General features: G+C 57.3%; 12 protein-coding genes. 5 read left to right on the top strand and 7 right to left on the bottom strand.

All coding sequences use genetic code 11. The features are described 5' to 3' along the window. Nucleotides 1-124: 124 nt before the first annotated feature. Together ACQZQY_RS07010 and ACQZQY_RS07005 are read left to right on the top strand one after the other, a co-directional pair. Nucleotides 125-979, top strand: a complete 855-nt coding sequence (locus tag ACQZQY_RS07010) for a LysR family transcriptional regulator (protein WP_056776103.1) — start codon at nt 125-127, stop codon at nt 977-979. 112 nt (nt 980-1091) lie between these two features. Then, complete coding sequence (locus tag ACQZQY_RS07005; protein WP_431296835.1) at nt 1092-2504, top strand: amidohydrolase family protein; 1413 nt, start codon at nt 1092-1094, stop codon at nt 2502-2504. A gap of 86 nt (nt 2505-2590) precedes the next feature. On the opposite strand, the gene ssb1 is transcribed toward ACQZQY_RS07005, so the two are convergent. Then, nucleotides 2591-3124, bottom strand: a complete 534-nt coding sequence (ssb1, locus tag ACQZQY_RS07000; RefSeq protein ID WP_431296834.1) for a single-stranded DNA-binding protein SSB1 — start codon at nt 3122-3124, stop codon at nt 2591-2593. 347 nt (nt 3125-3471) lie between these two features. Between ssb1 and uvrA the strand changes: the two genes are divergently transcribed. Next, entirely contained in the window at nt 3472-6327 is a 2856-nt protein-coding gene (gene uvrA, locus ACQZQY_RS06995; RefSeq protein ID WP_431296833.1) for an excinuclease ABC subunit UvrA, read from the top strand. A 48-nt stretch (nt 6328-6375) separates the two neighbouring features. Here the strand turns inward: uvrA and ACQZQY_RS06990 are convergent, their stop codons facing one another. Continuing rightward, nucleotides 6376-7557: an alpha/beta hydrolase-fold protein gene (locus ACQZQY_RS06990; RefSeq protein ID WP_431297164.1), complete on the bottom strand. Its 1182-nt coding sequence runs from the start codon at nt 7555-7557 to the stop codon at nt 6376-6378. A 115-nt stretch (nt 7558-7672) separates the two neighbouring features. Continuing rightward, entirely contained in the window at nt 7673-8590 is a 918-nt protein-coding gene (locus tag ACQZQY_RS06985; protein WP_056776092.1) for a LysR family transcriptional regulator, read from the bottom strand. Between the two features lie 99 nt (nt 8591-8689). Here ACQZQY_RS06985 and ACQZQY_RS06980 point away from each other — a divergent pair, with 99 nt between their 5' ends. Both ACQZQY_RS06980 and ACQZQY_RS06975 read left to right on the top strand, forming a co-directional pair. Next, on the top strand, nt 8690-9310 hold the full coding sequence (locus ACQZQY_RS06980; protein WP_431296832.1) for a glutathione S-transferase: 621 nt from the start codon (nt 8690-8692) through the stop codon (nt 9308-9310). 5 nt (nt 9311-9315) lie between these two features. Continuing rightward, nucleotides 9316-10227, top strand: coding sequence for a pyridoxamine 5'-phosphate oxidase family protein (locus ACQZQY_RS06975; RefSeq protein ID WP_431296831.1), 912 nt, complete (start codon nt 9316-9318; stop codon nt 10225-10227). Between the two features lie 2 nt (nt 10228-10229). On the opposite strand, the gene ACQZQY_RS06970 is transcribed toward ACQZQY_RS06975, so the two are convergent. The 4 genes from ACQZQY_RS06970 to ACQZQY_RS06955 form a co-directional block, all read right to left on the bottom strand. Next, nucleotides 10230-10583, bottom strand: a complete 354-nt coding sequence (locus tag ACQZQY_RS06970) for an MmcQ/YjbR family DNA-binding protein (RefSeq protein ID WP_056776086.1) — start codon at nt 10581-10583, stop codon at nt 10230-10232. Between the two features lie 79 nt (nt 10584-10662). Further along, nucleotides 10663-12078 (bottom strand): MFS transporter, encoded by a 1416-nt coding sequence (locus ACQZQY_RS06965; protein ID WP_056776083.1) that lies wholly within the window; start codon nt 12076-12078, stop codon nt 10663-10665. 46 nt (nt 12079-12124) lie between these two features. After that, nucleotides 12125-13510, bottom strand: coding sequence for an MFS transporter (locus ACQZQY_RS06960; protein ID WP_390974006.1), 1386 nt, complete (start codon nt 13508-13510; stop codon nt 12125-12127). 57 nt (nt 13511-13567) lie between these two features. After that, entirely contained in the window at nt 13568-15604 is a 2037-nt protein-coding gene (locus ACQZQY_RS06955) for an alpha-glucosidase (RefSeq protein WP_431296830.1), read from the bottom strand. Between the last annotated feature and the right edge of the window lie 21 nt (nt 15605-15625).

Below are 15625 nucleotides of genomic sequence, written 5' to 3'. Positions count from 1 at the left end.
GCGTCCTTTTGGAGCAGGAGGCACGAAACCACCGCGCAATGAGCCAGTCTGGTGCGGCGGCGTGAAGGTTGATACTCTCCCCGGTATTCAAATTTCAAATACCACAACCAGAAGTAGTGATGAAATGAATCGCTATCCCATGTTCAGCCCGCAGCAGTTACTCAGTTTTGTCGCCGTATGTGAAACCGGCAGTTTTACCCGCGCCGCCGACCGCGTTCATTTGTCGCAATCGACGGTCAGCCAGCAAATCCGCCGCCTGGAAGAGGCGTTAGCGAAACCGCTGCTGGAACGCACTTCCCATCAGGTTCAGCTCACCGAAGAGGGCGAACGCCTGCTCGGCTATGCCCGGCGGATCATCGCGCTCAACGGTGAAGCACACGATGCGCTTAGCGACCAGTGGCCGGACGGCGTGGTGCGACTCGGCGTACCGGAAGATTTTGCGGCAGCGACCACCTCCCTGCTGGCGCAGTTTTGCCGCGCCCATCCGCATATCCGCCTCGACGTTACCAGCGGCCTGAGCCACGAACTGCGCCGCGCCTGGCAGCAGGACATGCTGGACATCATTCTGGTCAAACAGCTGACCGGCGAAAAAGCCAATGCCTCACGCCCCGAGCCGATGCTGTGGCTCGACAGCGCCGAGTATCCGGCCTTTGAGCGCAATCCGGTGCCGCTGGTGCTGTTTCCGCTCAATGCGCTGTATCGCGAAGAACTGTGTCAGGCGCTGGATGCCCTCGGGCGCAGCTGGCGCATCAGTTACAGCAGCGCCAGCCTCGCCGCGCTGGTGGCCGCCAGCGCCGCCGGACTGGGTGTCACCTTACTGCCCGCCAGTTGCCGCCTGCCGGCGCACCGGGTTTTGGGCACCGAAAGCGGATTACCGCAAGTGGATAACGTCGAACTGGCGCTTTTTTACCGCCCTGACGCCACGCCTGCGCAAATCGCACTGGCCGGAAAATTAAAGGATTTTTGTCAGCTCAGTTAGCCATTAGGTTTCCCACTGGCTGGCAGTGGGAAAAATCGCAGCCGTAACCGGCGATATCTTTTAGGGTGAAAGGAAAGCAGCATCCTCCCGCATCATGATTAAGGAATTCGACGTGCAAAATCCTCAGCAACAAAGCCGCAGACACTTTCTCTCTCATAGCGCCAAAATCACCGCGACCGGCGCACTGCTGACCGCAGGCATGGCCTCCGGTATCGCATCAGCAGCGCCGTTTAAAGCAGGCGCGATGGATGAAAAATGTGACGATGCCAGCCAGATCAACGCGATTACTGCGCCGCACTATCAGCTGCGCAATGTGCGGCTGGAAGAGGGTTTTGAGCGCGAAGGCGACATCGTCATTGCCACCAAAACCGGCCTGTACAATCTGGACATCAACAACGGCAAAATCGTGGCGATCCAGCCTGCGAAAGAGGCACCGGCCAGCACCTTACCTGCCTTTGATGCGCGGGGATTACTCCTGCTGCCCGCCACGCGCGACATGCATATTCACCTCGACAAGACCTTCTACGGCGGCAAGTGGGAAGCGCCGCGCCCGCGTAAAGGCAAAACCATCATGGACATGATTGCCCGCGAACAGGTGCTTATCCCGCAACTGTTACCGACCTCGGTGGAACACGCAGAGGCGATCATCGGCCTGCTGCATTCCAAAGGCACCACCGTGGCGCGCAGCCACTGCAATATCGACCCGGTGAGTGGCCTGAAAAGCCTCGAGCATCTGAAAATCGCGCTGGAAAAACATCAGCAGGATTTCAGCTGTGAAATTGTGGCATTCCCGCAGCACGGTTTGCTGCACTCGAAAGTCGACGGGCTGATGCGCGAAGCGATGCAAATGGGCGTGCAGTACGTCGGCGGGCTGGATCCGACGAATGTAGACGGCGCGATGGAAAAATCCCTCGATGCGATGTTCCAGATTGCACTGGATACAAACAAAGGCGTGGATATTCATCTGCATGAAACCACGCCAGCCGGGATTGCGGCGGTGAAATACATGATTCAGACCGTGGAGAAAAACCCGCAACTGAAAGGCAAAGTGACGCTCAGCCACGGTTTCGCGCTGGCGATGATGCAGGGTGCGGAACTGGAAGGCGTGATCGCCGGGCTTTCCGAGCAGCAGTTCACCGTCGCCTCCACCATTCCGCTCGGCAAACTGAACATGCCCCTGCCGCAACTCAGCCAGAACGGCGTATTCGTGATGACCGGCACCGACAGCGTGATCGACCACTGGTCGCCGTTCGGCACCGGCAGCATGCTGGAAAAAGCCAGTCTGTACGCCCAGCTCTACGGCAACTCGGATGAATTCGGCCTGACGCGCTCCCTCGCCATCGCCACCGGCAACGTCCTGCCGCTCGACGACAGCGGCAACCGCCAGTGGCCCGCGGTGAACGATAACGCCGAAATGATCCTGGTCGACGCCAGCTGCTCCGCCGAAGCGGTAGCCAGGGTGTCCGAGGTGAAAGCGACGTTCCATCAGGGCAGATTAGTGTTTGGTGCGGTGGGGAAAGTTTGAAGGATGAAAGATTCCTGAATGCCGGACAACAAAAAGCCCCTTTCGGGGCTTTTTTCATTTCTGACATGGATGCCCGAAGGCAGGTATCAGAACGGGATATCGTCGTCGAAATCCATTGGCGGTTCGTTGTTCTGTGCTGGCGCGTTGTTTTGCGCAGCCGGACGAGCCTGCTGGCCGCCGCTGAACTGGTTGCCGCCTTGTGGCTGCTGAGGCTGACCCCAACCGCCTTGCTGACCGCCTGACTGGCCGCCTGCTGGTGCGCCGCCGCCGGTACGGCCGCCGAGCATCTGCATGGTGCCGCCCACGTTAACGACAACTTCGGTGGTGTATTTTTCAACGCCAGCCTGATCGGTCCATTTACGGGTTTGCAGTGCACCTTCGATGTAAACCTGAGAACCTTTTTTCAGGTATTCACCGGCAACTTCCGCCAGTTTGCCGAACAACACAACGCGGTGCCATTCGGTTTTTTCTTTCTGCTCGCCGGTGGCTTTGTCACGCCAGCTTTCGGAGGTCGCCAGTGTCATGTTGGCCACTGCGCCGCCGTTTGGCATGTAGCGGATTTCCGGATCTTGTCCGAGATTACCGACGAGTATTACTTTGTTTACGCCTCTGCTGGCCATGTGGATTCTCCTGATGATGTATCTCGTGGCTGAAACCACAGTTTGAGATGTGAAAGACTCACTTTGTATCATTATAACCACAAAACGCCGCCGTCATAACCACAAAACGTAGCCCCAGTCCAATGGATGTCATTCGCTGGAAGATTCTTTCCAGATTGTTCAGCAAACGTTCCGCTGTTACATCGAGTACTGGATATACATTCAGGTTTCGGGGTGGCATAGACTGTGATTTGTGTCATAATTGCGCGTTACGTTCTTCTCTGTGCCTGACTCGCTGACCGGCGCGATGCTCCATTTTCCGCAGGTCACCGGCACGGTGAGCTATCACGTTAATCCGGGAATGATGAATGGATAAGATCGAAGTTCGGGGCGCACGTACCCATAATCTCAAGAATATCAACCTGATTATCCCGCGCGACAAACTGATTGTTGTCACCGGCTTATCGGGTTCAGGCAAGTCCTCTCTGGCGTTCGATACGCTGTACGCCGAAGGCCAGCGTCGTTACGTTGAGTCGCTGTCAGCCTATGCTCGTCAATTTTTATCCTTAATGGAAAAACCGGACGTCGACCATATTGAAGGTCTGTCTCCGGCGATTTCGATTGAGCAAAAATCCACATCGCATAACCCGCGTTCTACCGTCGGGACCATCACGGAAATTCACGATTATCTGCGCCTGCTGTTTGCCCGCGTGGGTGAGCCGCGCTGCCCGGATCATAATGTGACGCTGTCAGCACAGACCGTCAGCCAGATGGTGGATAACGTCCTCGCACAGCCGGAAGGTCAGCGCCTGATGCTGCTCGCCACGATCATTAAAGATCGCAAAGGCGAGCACACTAAAACGCTGGAAAACCTGGCGTCGCAGGGTTATATCCGTGCGCGTATCGACGGCGAGGTCTGCGATCTGTCCGATCCGCCGAAGCTGGAATTGCAGAAAAAGCACACCATCGAAGTCGTGGTTGACCGTTTCAAAGTCCGTGAGGATTTACAGCAGCGTCTGGCGGAATCGTTTGAAACCGCGCTTGAGCTTTCCGGCGGTACCGCCGTGGTCGCCGACATGGATGACCCGAAAGCGGAAGAAATGCTGTTCTCGGCGAACTTTGCCTGCCCGATTTGTGGCTACAGCATGAGCGAGCTCGAACCGCGCATGTTCTCGTTCAACAACCCGGCCGGTGCCTGCCAGACCTGTGACGGCCTGGGCGTACAGCAGTTCTTCGATCCGGACCGCGTGGTGCAAAACCCTGAGCTTTCACTGGCAGGCGGCGCTATCCGTGGCTGGGATCGCCGTAACTTCTATTACTTCCAGATGCTGCGCTCTCTCGGCGAGCATTATGATTTTGATGTGGAAGCGCCGTACAACGACCTGAGCAGCGATGTGCAACACGCCATTCTGCATGGTTCCGGCAAAACGACCATTGAATTCAAATACATTAACGATCGCGGTGACACGTCGATTCGTCGTCATCCGTTTGAAGGCGTGCTGCACAACATGGAGCGCCGTTATAAAGAAACGGAATCCAGCGCGGTGCGTGAAGAGCTGTCGAAATACATCAGCAACCGTTCGTGCGCATCCTGTAAAGGCACCCGCCTGCGGGAAGAAGCGCGTAACGTGTTTGTGGAAGAAACGACCTTGCCGCAAATCTCTGATTTCAGCATCGGTCATGCGATGGATTTCTTCCGCAATATGAAACTCAGCGGCCAGCGTGCGCAGATCGCCGAGAAAGTGCTGAAAGAGATTGGCGATCGCCTGAAATTCCTGGTGAACGTCGGCCTGAATTACCTTTCGCTGTCCCGTTCTGCGGAAACGTTGTCCGGCGGTGAAGCTCAGCGTATTCGTCTGGCGAGCCAGATCGGCGCCGGTCTGGTGGGCGTGATGTATGTGCTGGATGAGCCTTCTATTGGCCTGCATCAGCGCGACAACGAACGTCTGCTGGAAACCCTGATCCACCTGCGCGATCTCGGGAATACCGTGATTGTGGTAGAGCATGATGAAGACGCGATCCGCGCCGCCGACCATATCATTGATATCGGTCCGGGTGCGGGTGTCCACGGCGGCCGCGTTGTCGCCGAGGGGACAGCCGACGACATCATGGCGCAGGAAGATTCCCTGACCGGTCAGTTCCTCAGCGGTAAACGCGAAATCTCCGTACCGGCGAAGCGCGTGCCGGCGGACGCCGCCAAAGTGCTGAAACTTTCCGGCGCCAAAGGCAACAACCTGAAAGATGTGACGCTGACGCTGCCGGTAGGCCTGTTTACCTGCATCACCGGCGTCTCCGGCTCCGGTAAATCGACGCTTATCAACGACACGCTGTTCCCGCTGGCACAGCGCGAACTGAACGGCGCAACGCTTGCTGAAGCCGCGCCTTACCGTGAAATTGAAGGCCTGGGGCATTTCGATAAAGTCATCGATATCGACCAGAGCCCGATTGGCCGTACGCCACGCTCGAACCCGGCGACGTACACCGGCATCTTTACGCCGGTTCGTGAACTGTTTGCCGGTGTGCCGGAATCGCGTTCGCGCGGCTATACGCCGGGGCGTTTCAGTTTCAACGTGAAAGGCGGCCGCTGCGAAGCCTGTCAGGGCGACGGCGTGATCAAAGTGGAGATGCACTTCCTGCCGGACATCTATGTCCCCTGCGATCAGTGCCGTGGTAAACGCTATAACCGCGAAACGCTGGAAGTGAAATACAAAGGCAAGAGCATCCACGAAGTGCTGGAAATGACCATCGAAGAAGCCCGTGAATTCTTTGACGCTGTGCCTGCCCTTGCGCGTAAATTGCAGACGCTGATCGACGTCGGTCTGACTTATATCTGCCTCGGCCAGTCAGCGACCACGCTGTCCGGCGGTGAAGCGCAGCGTGTGAAACTGGCGCGTGAGCTCTCAAAACGCGGCACAGGTCAGACGTTGTATATTCTCGATGAACCGACCACCGGCCTGCACTTTGCTGATATTCAGCAGTTGCTGGAAGTGCTGCATCAGTTGCGCGATCAGGGCAATACCATCGTGGTGATTGAGCACAATCTGGACGTGATTAAAACCGCAGACTGGATTGTCGATCTCGGGCCGGAAGGTGGTGCAGGCGGCGGTCAGATTCTGGTGGCGGGTACCCCGGAAACCGTGGCGGAATGCAAAGAATCGCATACCGCACGCTTCCTGAAACCGTTGCTGGAACGCCACAGCCAGCAGGCGAAGAAAAGCGCTTAACGTCAACCAGCGCCTCCCCTTCACAGGGGAGGCGTTACTCCTGAAACCCTACTTAAATATCTTCTGTACAAACTCCGCATAGGCCGGACGCCAGACGTCCATTTCGTGGCCGAGATTCGGGTATTCGTGGTAATCAAATTTAATCTTTTTCTCCTCCAGTTCGGATTTCAGCCCGGCGATGTCTTTGCCTGTCACCACGTCTTTTTCACCGACCACAACCGTGAAGTTTTTCAGCTGTGCGTTGATTTTTTCCGGTTCGGCGAAGCGTTTCGCCACGTTTTCATTCGGCACCGTGGTGGTGCTCACACCGCTGAAGGTCGCCAGCCAGCCGAACTGATCCAGGTGAGTCATGCCGCTGACCAGGGTCTGATAACCCCCTTGTGAAAGGCCGGCCAGAGCACGCCCGGCGGCGTCATCGCGGACGCGGAAGGTTTTGGCAATCAGCGGAATAATGTCGCCGGTCAGCTCTTTATCTGCTGCCGCTGCGTTACGCGGATAAAACTCTTTGCGGCGATCTTTGGTGACGTAATCTTCCGGCACCACCCCTTTGGCGTCGGTTTCGGTATCCGGAATGACCACTAACATCGGCGCGATTTTTTTCTCCGCCAGCAGGTTATCCATGATTTGCGGGATACGCCCCTGATCCAGCGCCGAACGGCCGGTATCACCAAAGCCGTGGTAGAAATAGAGCACCGGCAGCGGCTGTGACGCATCGTTATAACCCGGCGGCGTCCAGACGGCGACCTGACGTTCGGAATTGAGCGCGGCGGAATGATAGGTCAGCGTGCGGACTTCGCCGTGCGGCACGTTTTTCACATCCAGAATGCTGCCCGGCACCAGGATCAGGCTGGTATTGACCTGACGCTGCGGTTTTGGCATCGCGCTGCCGGGATCGGCAATACGCAGGCCATCGACGTTGAAGAAATACTCATAGAGATCAGGTTTTTGCGCCTGTGACGTCCAGCTCCACACGCCTTTGTCGTCTTTGCTCATCTGATGCGGAATATACGTGACCGGCGTTGAACCGGTTACCACATCCACATGCTGCGCCGTCGGGGCATACAGGCGGTAAGTGATAGTGCGATCGGGGTTCACGGCGCTGATGTAGGTTTTCGCCGGCGTGGCCGGGTCAGGATCCTGTGGCAAACTCTGCGCGAACGCCGTCAGGGGAAGCGGCGCGCTGAGCGCCAGTATCAAAAGCGTGGCAAGATTCAGCCGGTTACGGGTCATCATCCTTTCCTTCTGGGTTGGTGTGAGCAAGCGGACAACCTGTCCTGAAGTAACTCACTGTTTTTGCACAACTCTCAGAGTAGGTTATTTTTACCGCACACGAGCGTGACCTGGGTCACTGTTCCGAAGATGCGTTCAGCGCATGAAGTTGCGGCAGCACACTCAGCCGCTGACAGGCGAAATCCCAGAATGTCCGCACTTTGCGCGGCATCTGCTGTACCTGCTGCGCCACCAGTTGCACCGGCAACGGCAGCGGTTCGAAATCGGTTAACAGCCGCACCATGTTGCCCGCCAGCACATCATCCCTCACCTGATACGACAATAGCCGGGCAATCCCCTGACCGCTGCGCACCGCCAGCAGTTGCGACTCGACGTCGTTGAGCAGCAAACGCGGCGACAGCCGGACGCGCAGTTCATCCTCGTGCGGCCCGAAACGCCATTCGCGCAGTGGGGTCCGCAAGGTGCCCATGACGGTCTGATGCCCGGCCAGTTCCGACGGATGCTGCGGTTCGCCATGCTGCGCCAGGTACGCCGGGCTGGCGACCAGCACGCGGGTGACTTCAGCGACTTTGCGCGCCACTTTGCCGGAATCGTCCTGATGGCCGATGCGTACCGCCAGGTCTAATCCTTCGTCGATCAGATCGAGATTACGGTCGTTGAGCATCATTTCGATCTGCATGTCCGGGTTCTGCGCCAGAAATTCCATCACCAGCGGTGCGACGTGTTTGCGGCCAAACTGCACCGGCGCGGTGATGCGCAGCAGGCCGCTGAGCTGAGTTTCAGCGGTGTCCTGCACGGCGTCCTGATACTGGCTGAGCAGCAGCCTCGCCTTTTCTGCCAGCCGTGCGCCCGCCTCGGTCGGTGCCAGGCTGCGCGTGGTGCGCTCCACCAGCCTCGCGCCGAAGCGGTGTTCCAGCGAGGCAATGGCGCGGGTGATCGCCGGAGGTGAACGGTGAAGTTTACGGGCGGCTTCCGCCAGGCTGCCATACTGAAGAACGGCGACAAAAATCGCCATTTCGTCTAAACGATCCATAGATTCTTCCACAAAGTGAAACACTCAATTTCAATTTTCGTGGATCTCATTCATTTAATGCAAGAGTAATCTGGACTCACTGCCACAGAGGAGACACCTATGCCCGCCATTCAACTTTACAGCACCCCGCTTTCCGGCCACTGCCACCGCGTGACGTTGTTGCTGACTATGCTCAATCTGCCGTTTAAGGCCACTGAAGCCGGTGCCGACGTGCGCCAGACCGAAGAATTTGCCCGGCTGAATCCGCTTCGACAAATCCCCGTTCTGACCGACGGCGAAGTGGTGCTCACCGACAGCAATGCGATTCTGGTGTATCTGGTGAAACGTTACGCGCCGGACAGCCACTGGCTGCCGGAAGATCCGCTGAAAGCGGCAGAAGTGCAGAAATGGTTATCCCATGCCGCCGGTGAAGTGCGTTACGGCCCGGCGTCGGCCCGGATGGTGAAGCAGTTTTCCGCGCCGGAAGTGTATGAAAGCGCGCTGAAAGTGACGGCGAAATTCCTGCCGCAGCTGGAAGATCATCTGCAACATCGTGAGTTTCTGGCGACAGATCGCGCCACCATCGCCGATCTGGCCTGTTACAGCTATGTGGCGACGGCACCGGAAGGCGGCGTTTCATTGGCCGGTTACCCGGCGATCCAGCGCTGGCTGCAACGGGTGGAAAGCCTGCCCGGCTTTACGCCGCTGCCCGCCCTGCCGCTGCCTGTTCAGGCGGAGTAAACGCCATGAAAAGCCCGTTCCATACCGGCGAACTTCAGGCGCAGCAGCTGGCCGGTTTTGACGTCGTCGCGCATGGGATCCGCGAGGCAATGCCGGAGCAGCACCAGCTGTTTTTCGCGGCGCTGCCTTATCTGTTTATCTCAACGCTGGATGACAACGGCTGGCCGGTGGCGACGCTGCTGAGCGGACCGGCCGGTTTTATCCGCACGCCGGATGACGGACATTTGCGGGTGAATGCGCCGCGACGCACGGACGATCCGGCGCTGGCGGCATTACAGCCGGGAAAACAGATCGGCGCGCTGGGGATCGACTTTTCCAACCGGCGGCGCAATCGGGTGAACGGCAGGATCGGGCGCATGGATAAAAATCGGATCGAGATCCTGGTCGATCAGAGTTTTGGTAACTGCCCGCAATATATTCAGATCCGCACGCTGACCGATGTGCCGGTCAGTTTGCCGCTGCCCGCACGGGAAGAGATGACGCAAGCGGATGCCAACGCCCGCGCGCTGATAGCGCGTTCTGATACTTTTTTCATCGCCAGCCACGGGCACGACGGCGCGGATGTCTCGCACCGCGGCGGTCAGCCGGGATTTGCGCATCTGGTGGGTAACCGGCTGTGGGTGCCGGATTTTCGGGGTAACAAGTACATGAACACGCTGGGAAATTTACTGGCCGAACCCCGCGCCGCGCTGCTGTTTATGGATTTCGACAACGGCGATATTTTGCATGTTCAGGGCACCACGCAGATCCACTGGCAACCGCAGGAGATCCCCGGCCCGGCGGGCGCAGAACGCTACTGGACGCTGGATATTACCCGTTTGTGGCGTTTTCGCGCCGCGTTGCCCTGGCGCGCTCACGCGGTGGAGTACGCGCCCACCACGCTGAAAAGCGGGTTATGGCCCGCCGCTGCACCCTGAAGTCAGATGCCTAACTCGTGGCGAACGGCTTCCGGCAAACCGGAGACGACCAGCTGGTAGGAGCCGTCAATCAGATAATAGAATTGCGAATCCGGCAGCGAACCGTCGAGATAGACCGTGTTCCAGTGGGATTTATTGAGATGATCGCCCGGCACGATTTCCGGGTGTCGGGTGCGCAGCTGTTCGGCCAGTTCCGGGCTGGTTTTCAGCGAAATCGCTTCGCGCCCGTCAACTTCACACACCATGGCAAACATCGCCTCGCCCACTTTTACCTGATTTGCACCGCGCTGATTTTCGACGCTTTGTTCTGCACCGGGCTTTGCCATGCAGTATGTCAGCAGTTCCGAACTGGTCATGTTTAGGTGTCTCCTTGTAACGTGATGGCTGGGGGGGGGATAAAAATGCCCTCGGTTAACCATAGCAAACCTGAACGCGTTACAGGCTCAGCACTGACGTCTTTTCTGTCTCAATAGCAGGTTCGGGCATCTCCCCCTTTTTGCGCGCACTGATTTCCTGAATGATTTTGGCAAAGCGCGCTTCATTGAGTGTGTAAAATACGCCCATAATGATCGCCGCACTGATAGCCAGTGCACAGGGCCAGAGAAATATCAGCGTGCGCAACCCCAGCAACGTCTGGCTGCTTTGCACCGCATGAGGGATGTAACCGATGTGCGTCAGCATGATCCCCGGCAGGAAACCGGCGAGCGCAGCAGAAATTTTGCGTGAGAAGGTATAGCCGGTGTACACCGACCCTTCGGCGCGGATGCCGGTTTTCCATTCGCCGTAATCCACCGTATCCGGCACCAGCGCCCAGTTGAGGCTGTTGACGAAGGCGGTGCCAAAAAAGGCCATGCAGGAAAACAACACGAAAGAGAGTGAGCTGGTGCCCCACAGGAAATTCATCACATCTCCCGCCGCCCACAGCCCTAATCCGCCCATATAGACCTGTTTTTTGCCAAACCGCTTCACCGCGCCGGGAACCAGAAGCACCCCGAACAGAATGCAGCCCATGCTGAAAAAACCCATCCACGACAGCAAACCGATATCGTTGAGAACGTACTGGGTGTAATAGACCTGGATCGCCAGTTTGATGTTGAAGGCGGCCAGCGTGCACAAATTGGCGATGCACAACACCAGCAATGGCGGGTTGTGGAAGATGGCGCGAAAGGATCGCAGAATGCTGGGCTGATGCCCTTCCGGCGTGATCGTCACGTAGCGCTCTTTTACGCCGCTGTAACACCACCACATGCAAAACACGCCGCAGGTGGCGAAGATCAGCGCGGCGATAAGGTATCCCAGCGAAGGCGACTGGCTGAACAACGCCTGCACAGGCATAAATCCAACCGTACACAACAGTAAACCCAGCGTTGCCCCGCCCTGACGCCACGCGGCAAGTTGCGCACGTTCATGGGATTTTTTGGTCATGGCCGGAACCATCGCGCCGTAGGAACAATTCATCAGGCTGTAGAACAGGCCGAACAACATAAACAGCACGGTGGCGAGTGCCGTTTTCACCGGCAGACTGAAATCATTCGCCATGAACTGCGCCGTCGCCACCAGCCCGACCGGCACCGACGCATAGAGAATGAATGGCCTGAATTTTCCTCTGGCGCCGGGGCGACGGCGTGAATCGAGCAACACGCCGGTCAGCATGTCGGTAAAGGCGGTGAAGAACTTCGCGACTAAAAAGATCACCCCGCCATAGAACGCCGGCATCCCCAGTTCATCAGTGTAAAACTTCAACAGATACAACGTACCGATGCACAACATCAGGTTTGAGCCAAAATCGCCCATTCCGTAGGCGCACTTCTCACGCAGCGTCAGCGGATCATCGGAGTGTAAATGCGTCATAATCGATCCTCATTGCGCCCGCAGGCGCGCCATTCTGTTGAGTGAATTACGCCTGACGTTTTCGGTTTTCTATTTCAGCAACGATGCGCACGTACATTTTTTCGTTGAGGTTATAGAAGCAGCCCATCGCCACAATAGTGATCGCCGCCAGCGCACAGGGATAGATGAAGATCAGCTGGCGCAACCCTTCGCGGGTCCCCGCCGATTGCACCACGTTAGGCACATAACCGATCTGCGTCAGCATCCAGCCAGGGAAGAACCCGGCCAGCGCCTGCGACACTTTGCGAAAGAAGGTGAAACCGGTGTAAACCGTGCCTTCCGAGCGCACGCCGGTGCGCCATTCGCCGTATTCTACGGTGTCGGATACCAGCGCCCAGTTGAGGCTGTTCACAAACGCCGAGCCAAAGAACGCCAGGCAGGAGAACGCCACAAAACTGACCGACCCGCCGCCAAAGAAGTAGTTGAGAACGTCGCCAATAATCCACAGCGCCAGCCCGCCGATATAGACTTTTTTCTTGCCGAACCGCCGCACCGCGCCGGGCATCATAAACACGCCGATGAAAATGCATCCCATACTGAAAAAACCCATATAAGAGAGCAGGATAGGGTCATTGAGCACGTACTGCGTGTAATACACCTGAATCGCCAGTTTGACGTTGAACGCCCCCAGCGTGCAAAGATTGGCGATGCAAAGAATGAACAGCGGACGGTTACCGGCGATGGCGCGAAAAGACGCCAGCAGCCCCGGCTTTTGCGCTGAACTGGCAGGCTGCGCCTCGACATACCGCTCTTTTACCCCGGCATAGCACAGCCACATAAACAGTAACCCCACCAGTGAAAACAGCGTGGCGGCGAAGATATAACTGCGCTGCGAATTGCCTTCCAGCAGATTCATCACCGGTACAAACCCCACCGTACACAACAGCAGGCCCAGCGTTGCACCGCCCTGCCGCCACGCCGCCAGTGAGGCGCGCTCGTCCGGATTTTTTGTGATGGCAGGCACCATCGCGCCGTACGAACAATTCATCATGCTGAAGAACAGCCCGTACAGCATGAAGAGCACCGTCGCCACCACCGTTTTACCGGTGATCTCAAACGGCGTGCCGACGAAATTGGCCACCGCCAGTAAGGTGACCGGGAACGCGGCGTACAACACAAACGGGCGGAACTTGCCTTTCGGGCCGATATTACGCCGGGAATCCAGCATGATGCCGGTACCCATATCGGTGAAAGCCGTGAAGAATTTGGCAATCAGGAAGATGATGCCGCCGTAGGTGCCCGGTAATTCCAGCACATCGGTATAGAATTTCAGTAAGTACAGCGTGCCGATATCCAGCAGGATATTGGAACCTAAATCCCCCATTCCGTACGCCAGTTTTTCTTTGAACGGTAAGCGCAGGGTGGCGGGATCAGCAGTGCGGGTCTGACTCATTATTCTTCTCCTTGTGCCGCCGGTACCTGATGACAGCGCACCGGCGGGTGAGCCTTATCAGATATGCCGGAAACCACTGAACAGCGCTGCCCACTCGCTGTCGGCACGGTAAAATACCGGCGGTTTTCCCAGCGGAGCCTCGACGGTTTTCTCGCCGCCGTGGCAGGTTTCCCCGGTCCACAGGTTGATCCAGGTGTCCTGCGGCAGATAAAGCGACCACTCGCGACGCCCTTCCTCATACACCGGTGCCACCAGCAGATCGCGGCCAAACAGATACTGGTATTTCAGCGAATAGGTGTGCGCATCGTCTTCGTAATGCAGGAACAACGGACGCATCACCGGCAGGCCGCGTTGGGCGTTCTGCGCCACGGCCTGTTTGATGTAAGGCTTCATGCGGGTGAAGACGTCCGTCATGCGCGCAAAATGCGCAATGGTGTCGGCATCGCCGTCAAACTGCCAGTTATCTCCCGGACGGTTGCCTTCGTGGGTGCGCATCATCGGCGTGAAGGCGCTGAAATCGCACCAGCGCAGCAACAGCTCTTTGCTGCGTTTCATCCCGAACAGGGTGGTATAACCGCCGATATCGCTGTGATGTAAGCCGTGACCGCTCATCCCCAGAGAGAGTGCGGCAGGCACGACGGACGCCAGCCCATCGTCCAGACTCCAGTCCACGTTCTGATCGCCCGCCCACATCATCACCGAGTATTTCTGGCTGTGGGTGTAACCGGCGCGCATGAAGAACAGGATTTCGCCGAGCTTGCCGGTTTCCTGCAGCGCCTCGTAGTTACACTTCGCCCACAGTGCGGGCCAGGCGTTGTGCATGATTTCTGCGCTGACGCCGTTGTGCAGGAAGGTATCGGTCGGCAGATATTCGCCAAAATCGGCCATCCAGCCACCACAGCCCAGTTCAATCAGGTTCTTTTTGATGATGTTCTTAAACCAGTCATAGGCCGCCGGATGGGTCAGATCGACCACACCGGCGTAAAACTCACCGAACTCGACATGGTAATCCGCACCGCTGGCATCTTTGTTCAGATAGCCCTTTGCCGAGGCTTCTGCGCACAGGTCACGATCGCTGGCGACATACGGATTGATGTACGACAGGAATTGCACGCCCTCCTCTTTCCACCGGCTAATACGCTCGTCGAGTTGCGGGTACAATTCGCGGCTCCATTTCCAGTTCCACATCACGCGCTTACCAAAGGACGTCATGCGGATCCCGGACCAGTCCTGCGCCCAGATGCCGTTGACCTTCACGCCGCCGTCGCGCATGGCATCGAGTTTTTGCTGGCAGACGTCGGTGCCGCCCTGAATGCCCAGGGTTACACCATCAAACACCCAGTCCGGTAATTCAGGCTGTCGCCCCAGCAGAGCCGTGAGTTTTTCCAGCAGGCTGATGTAAGTGTCCGCACACTCAAAAATCAGCGTCGCGTTGTCTTCCCACATCGCCAGCTCGTGATATTCGGGCGCGCTGAAATCGAAATTCATGTAGCAACTGTTTTCGACGTGGCAATAGTATTTTTGCGTGCTGACGAACGTCGGTTGCGGGAAGAAGGTCCAGTAATAATCGCCCCCGGCATTCTCTTTGCAGTCCGCCTGCCAGGTGACGTAAGTCTGTTTGTTTCGCCCGACGCCCTGCTCGCTGGTCCACAGCGGGAAAGGCTTTCCGCGCAAGTCGAAGTAGGAGAACTGCTCGCCACAGCCGTAGATATGATCTTCCGCCTGCGCCGCCAGCCGCAGCCAGATGCGGTTGTGCGCCCGGTCCTGGTTTTGCAGCGATATTCGCAAACGGCCACGCTCATCGCAGGTGACCTGAAGCGTCGCAGTGAGCAGGTTTGTGCGGCTGAAATTGAACAGCCAGCCGTCTGACTGAGGAGTCACCGTCACATCGCGCAGGGCGATTTTCTCGTTCAGACGATCTTTAATACTGAAATTGCCGCGAAACATTTCAATATCGGCTTCTCCGCCGCCAATCCATAAACAGGGTGCATCTGGCGTATGACGCAGAATAAGCCGGTGTTGGTATACCAGCGAAAATTCATTATCACCCGCCGTTAATTCAAGATGAGAAAGGGTATTTTGTAGGGTACTCATGGTGAACTCCGTCTATTTTTT

It is taken from the genome of Rahnella sp. PAMC25559, assembly GCF_050632365.1.
Classification (GTDB): Bacteria; Pseudomonadota; Gammaproteobacteria; order Enterobacterales; family Enterobacteriaceae; genus Rahnella; species Rahnella rivi.
This window is presented reverse-complemented; position numbering and strand designations above follow the sequence as displayed.

Bases quoted from the DNA above. Each gene is read 5' to 3' on its own strand.
- ACQZQY_RS07010 (WP_056776103.1), top strand. From the start codon at position 125: ATGAATCGCTATCCCATGTTCAGCCCGCAGCAGTTACTCAGTTTTGTC.
- ssb1 (WP_431296834.1), bottom strand. From the start codon at position 3,124: ATGGCCAGCAGAGGCGTAAACAAAGTAATACTCGTCGGTAATCTCGGA.
- uvrA (WP_431296833.1), top strand. From the start codon at position 3,472: ATGGATAAGATCGAAGTTCGGGGCGCACGTACCCATAATCTCAAGAAT.
- ACQZQY_RS06990 (WP_431297164.1), bottom strand. From the start codon at position 7,557: ATGACCCGTAACCGGCTGAATCTTGCCACGCTTTTGATACTGGCGCTC.
- ACQZQY_RS06985 (WP_056776092.1), bottom strand. From the start codon at position 8,590: ATGGATCGTTTAGACGAAATGGCGATTTTTGTCGCCGTTCTTCAGTAT.
- ACQZQY_RS06980 (WP_431296832.1), top strand. From the start codon at position 8,690: ATGCCCGCCATTCAACTTTACAGCACCCCGCTTTCCGGCCACTGCCAC.
- ACQZQY_RS06975 (WP_431296831.1), top strand. From the start codon at position 9,316: ATGAAAAGCCCGTTCCATACCGGCGAACTTCAGGCGCAGCAGCTGGCC.
- ACQZQY_RS06970 (WP_056776086.1), bottom strand. From the start codon at position 10,583: ATGACCAGTTCGGAACTGCTGACATACTGCATGGCAAAGCCCGGTGCA.
- ACQZQY_RS06965 (WP_056776083.1), bottom strand. From the start codon at position 12,078: ATGACGCATTTACACTCCGATGATCCGCTGACGCTGCGTGAGAAGTGC.
- ACQZQY_RS06960 (WP_390974006.1), bottom strand. From the start codon at position 13,510: ATGAGTCAGACCCGCACTGCTGATCCCGCCACCCTGCGCTTACCGTTC.
- ACQZQY_RS06955 (WP_431296830.1), bottom strand. From the start codon at position 15,604: ATGAGTACCCTACAAAATACCCTTTCTCATCTTGAATTAACGGCGGGT.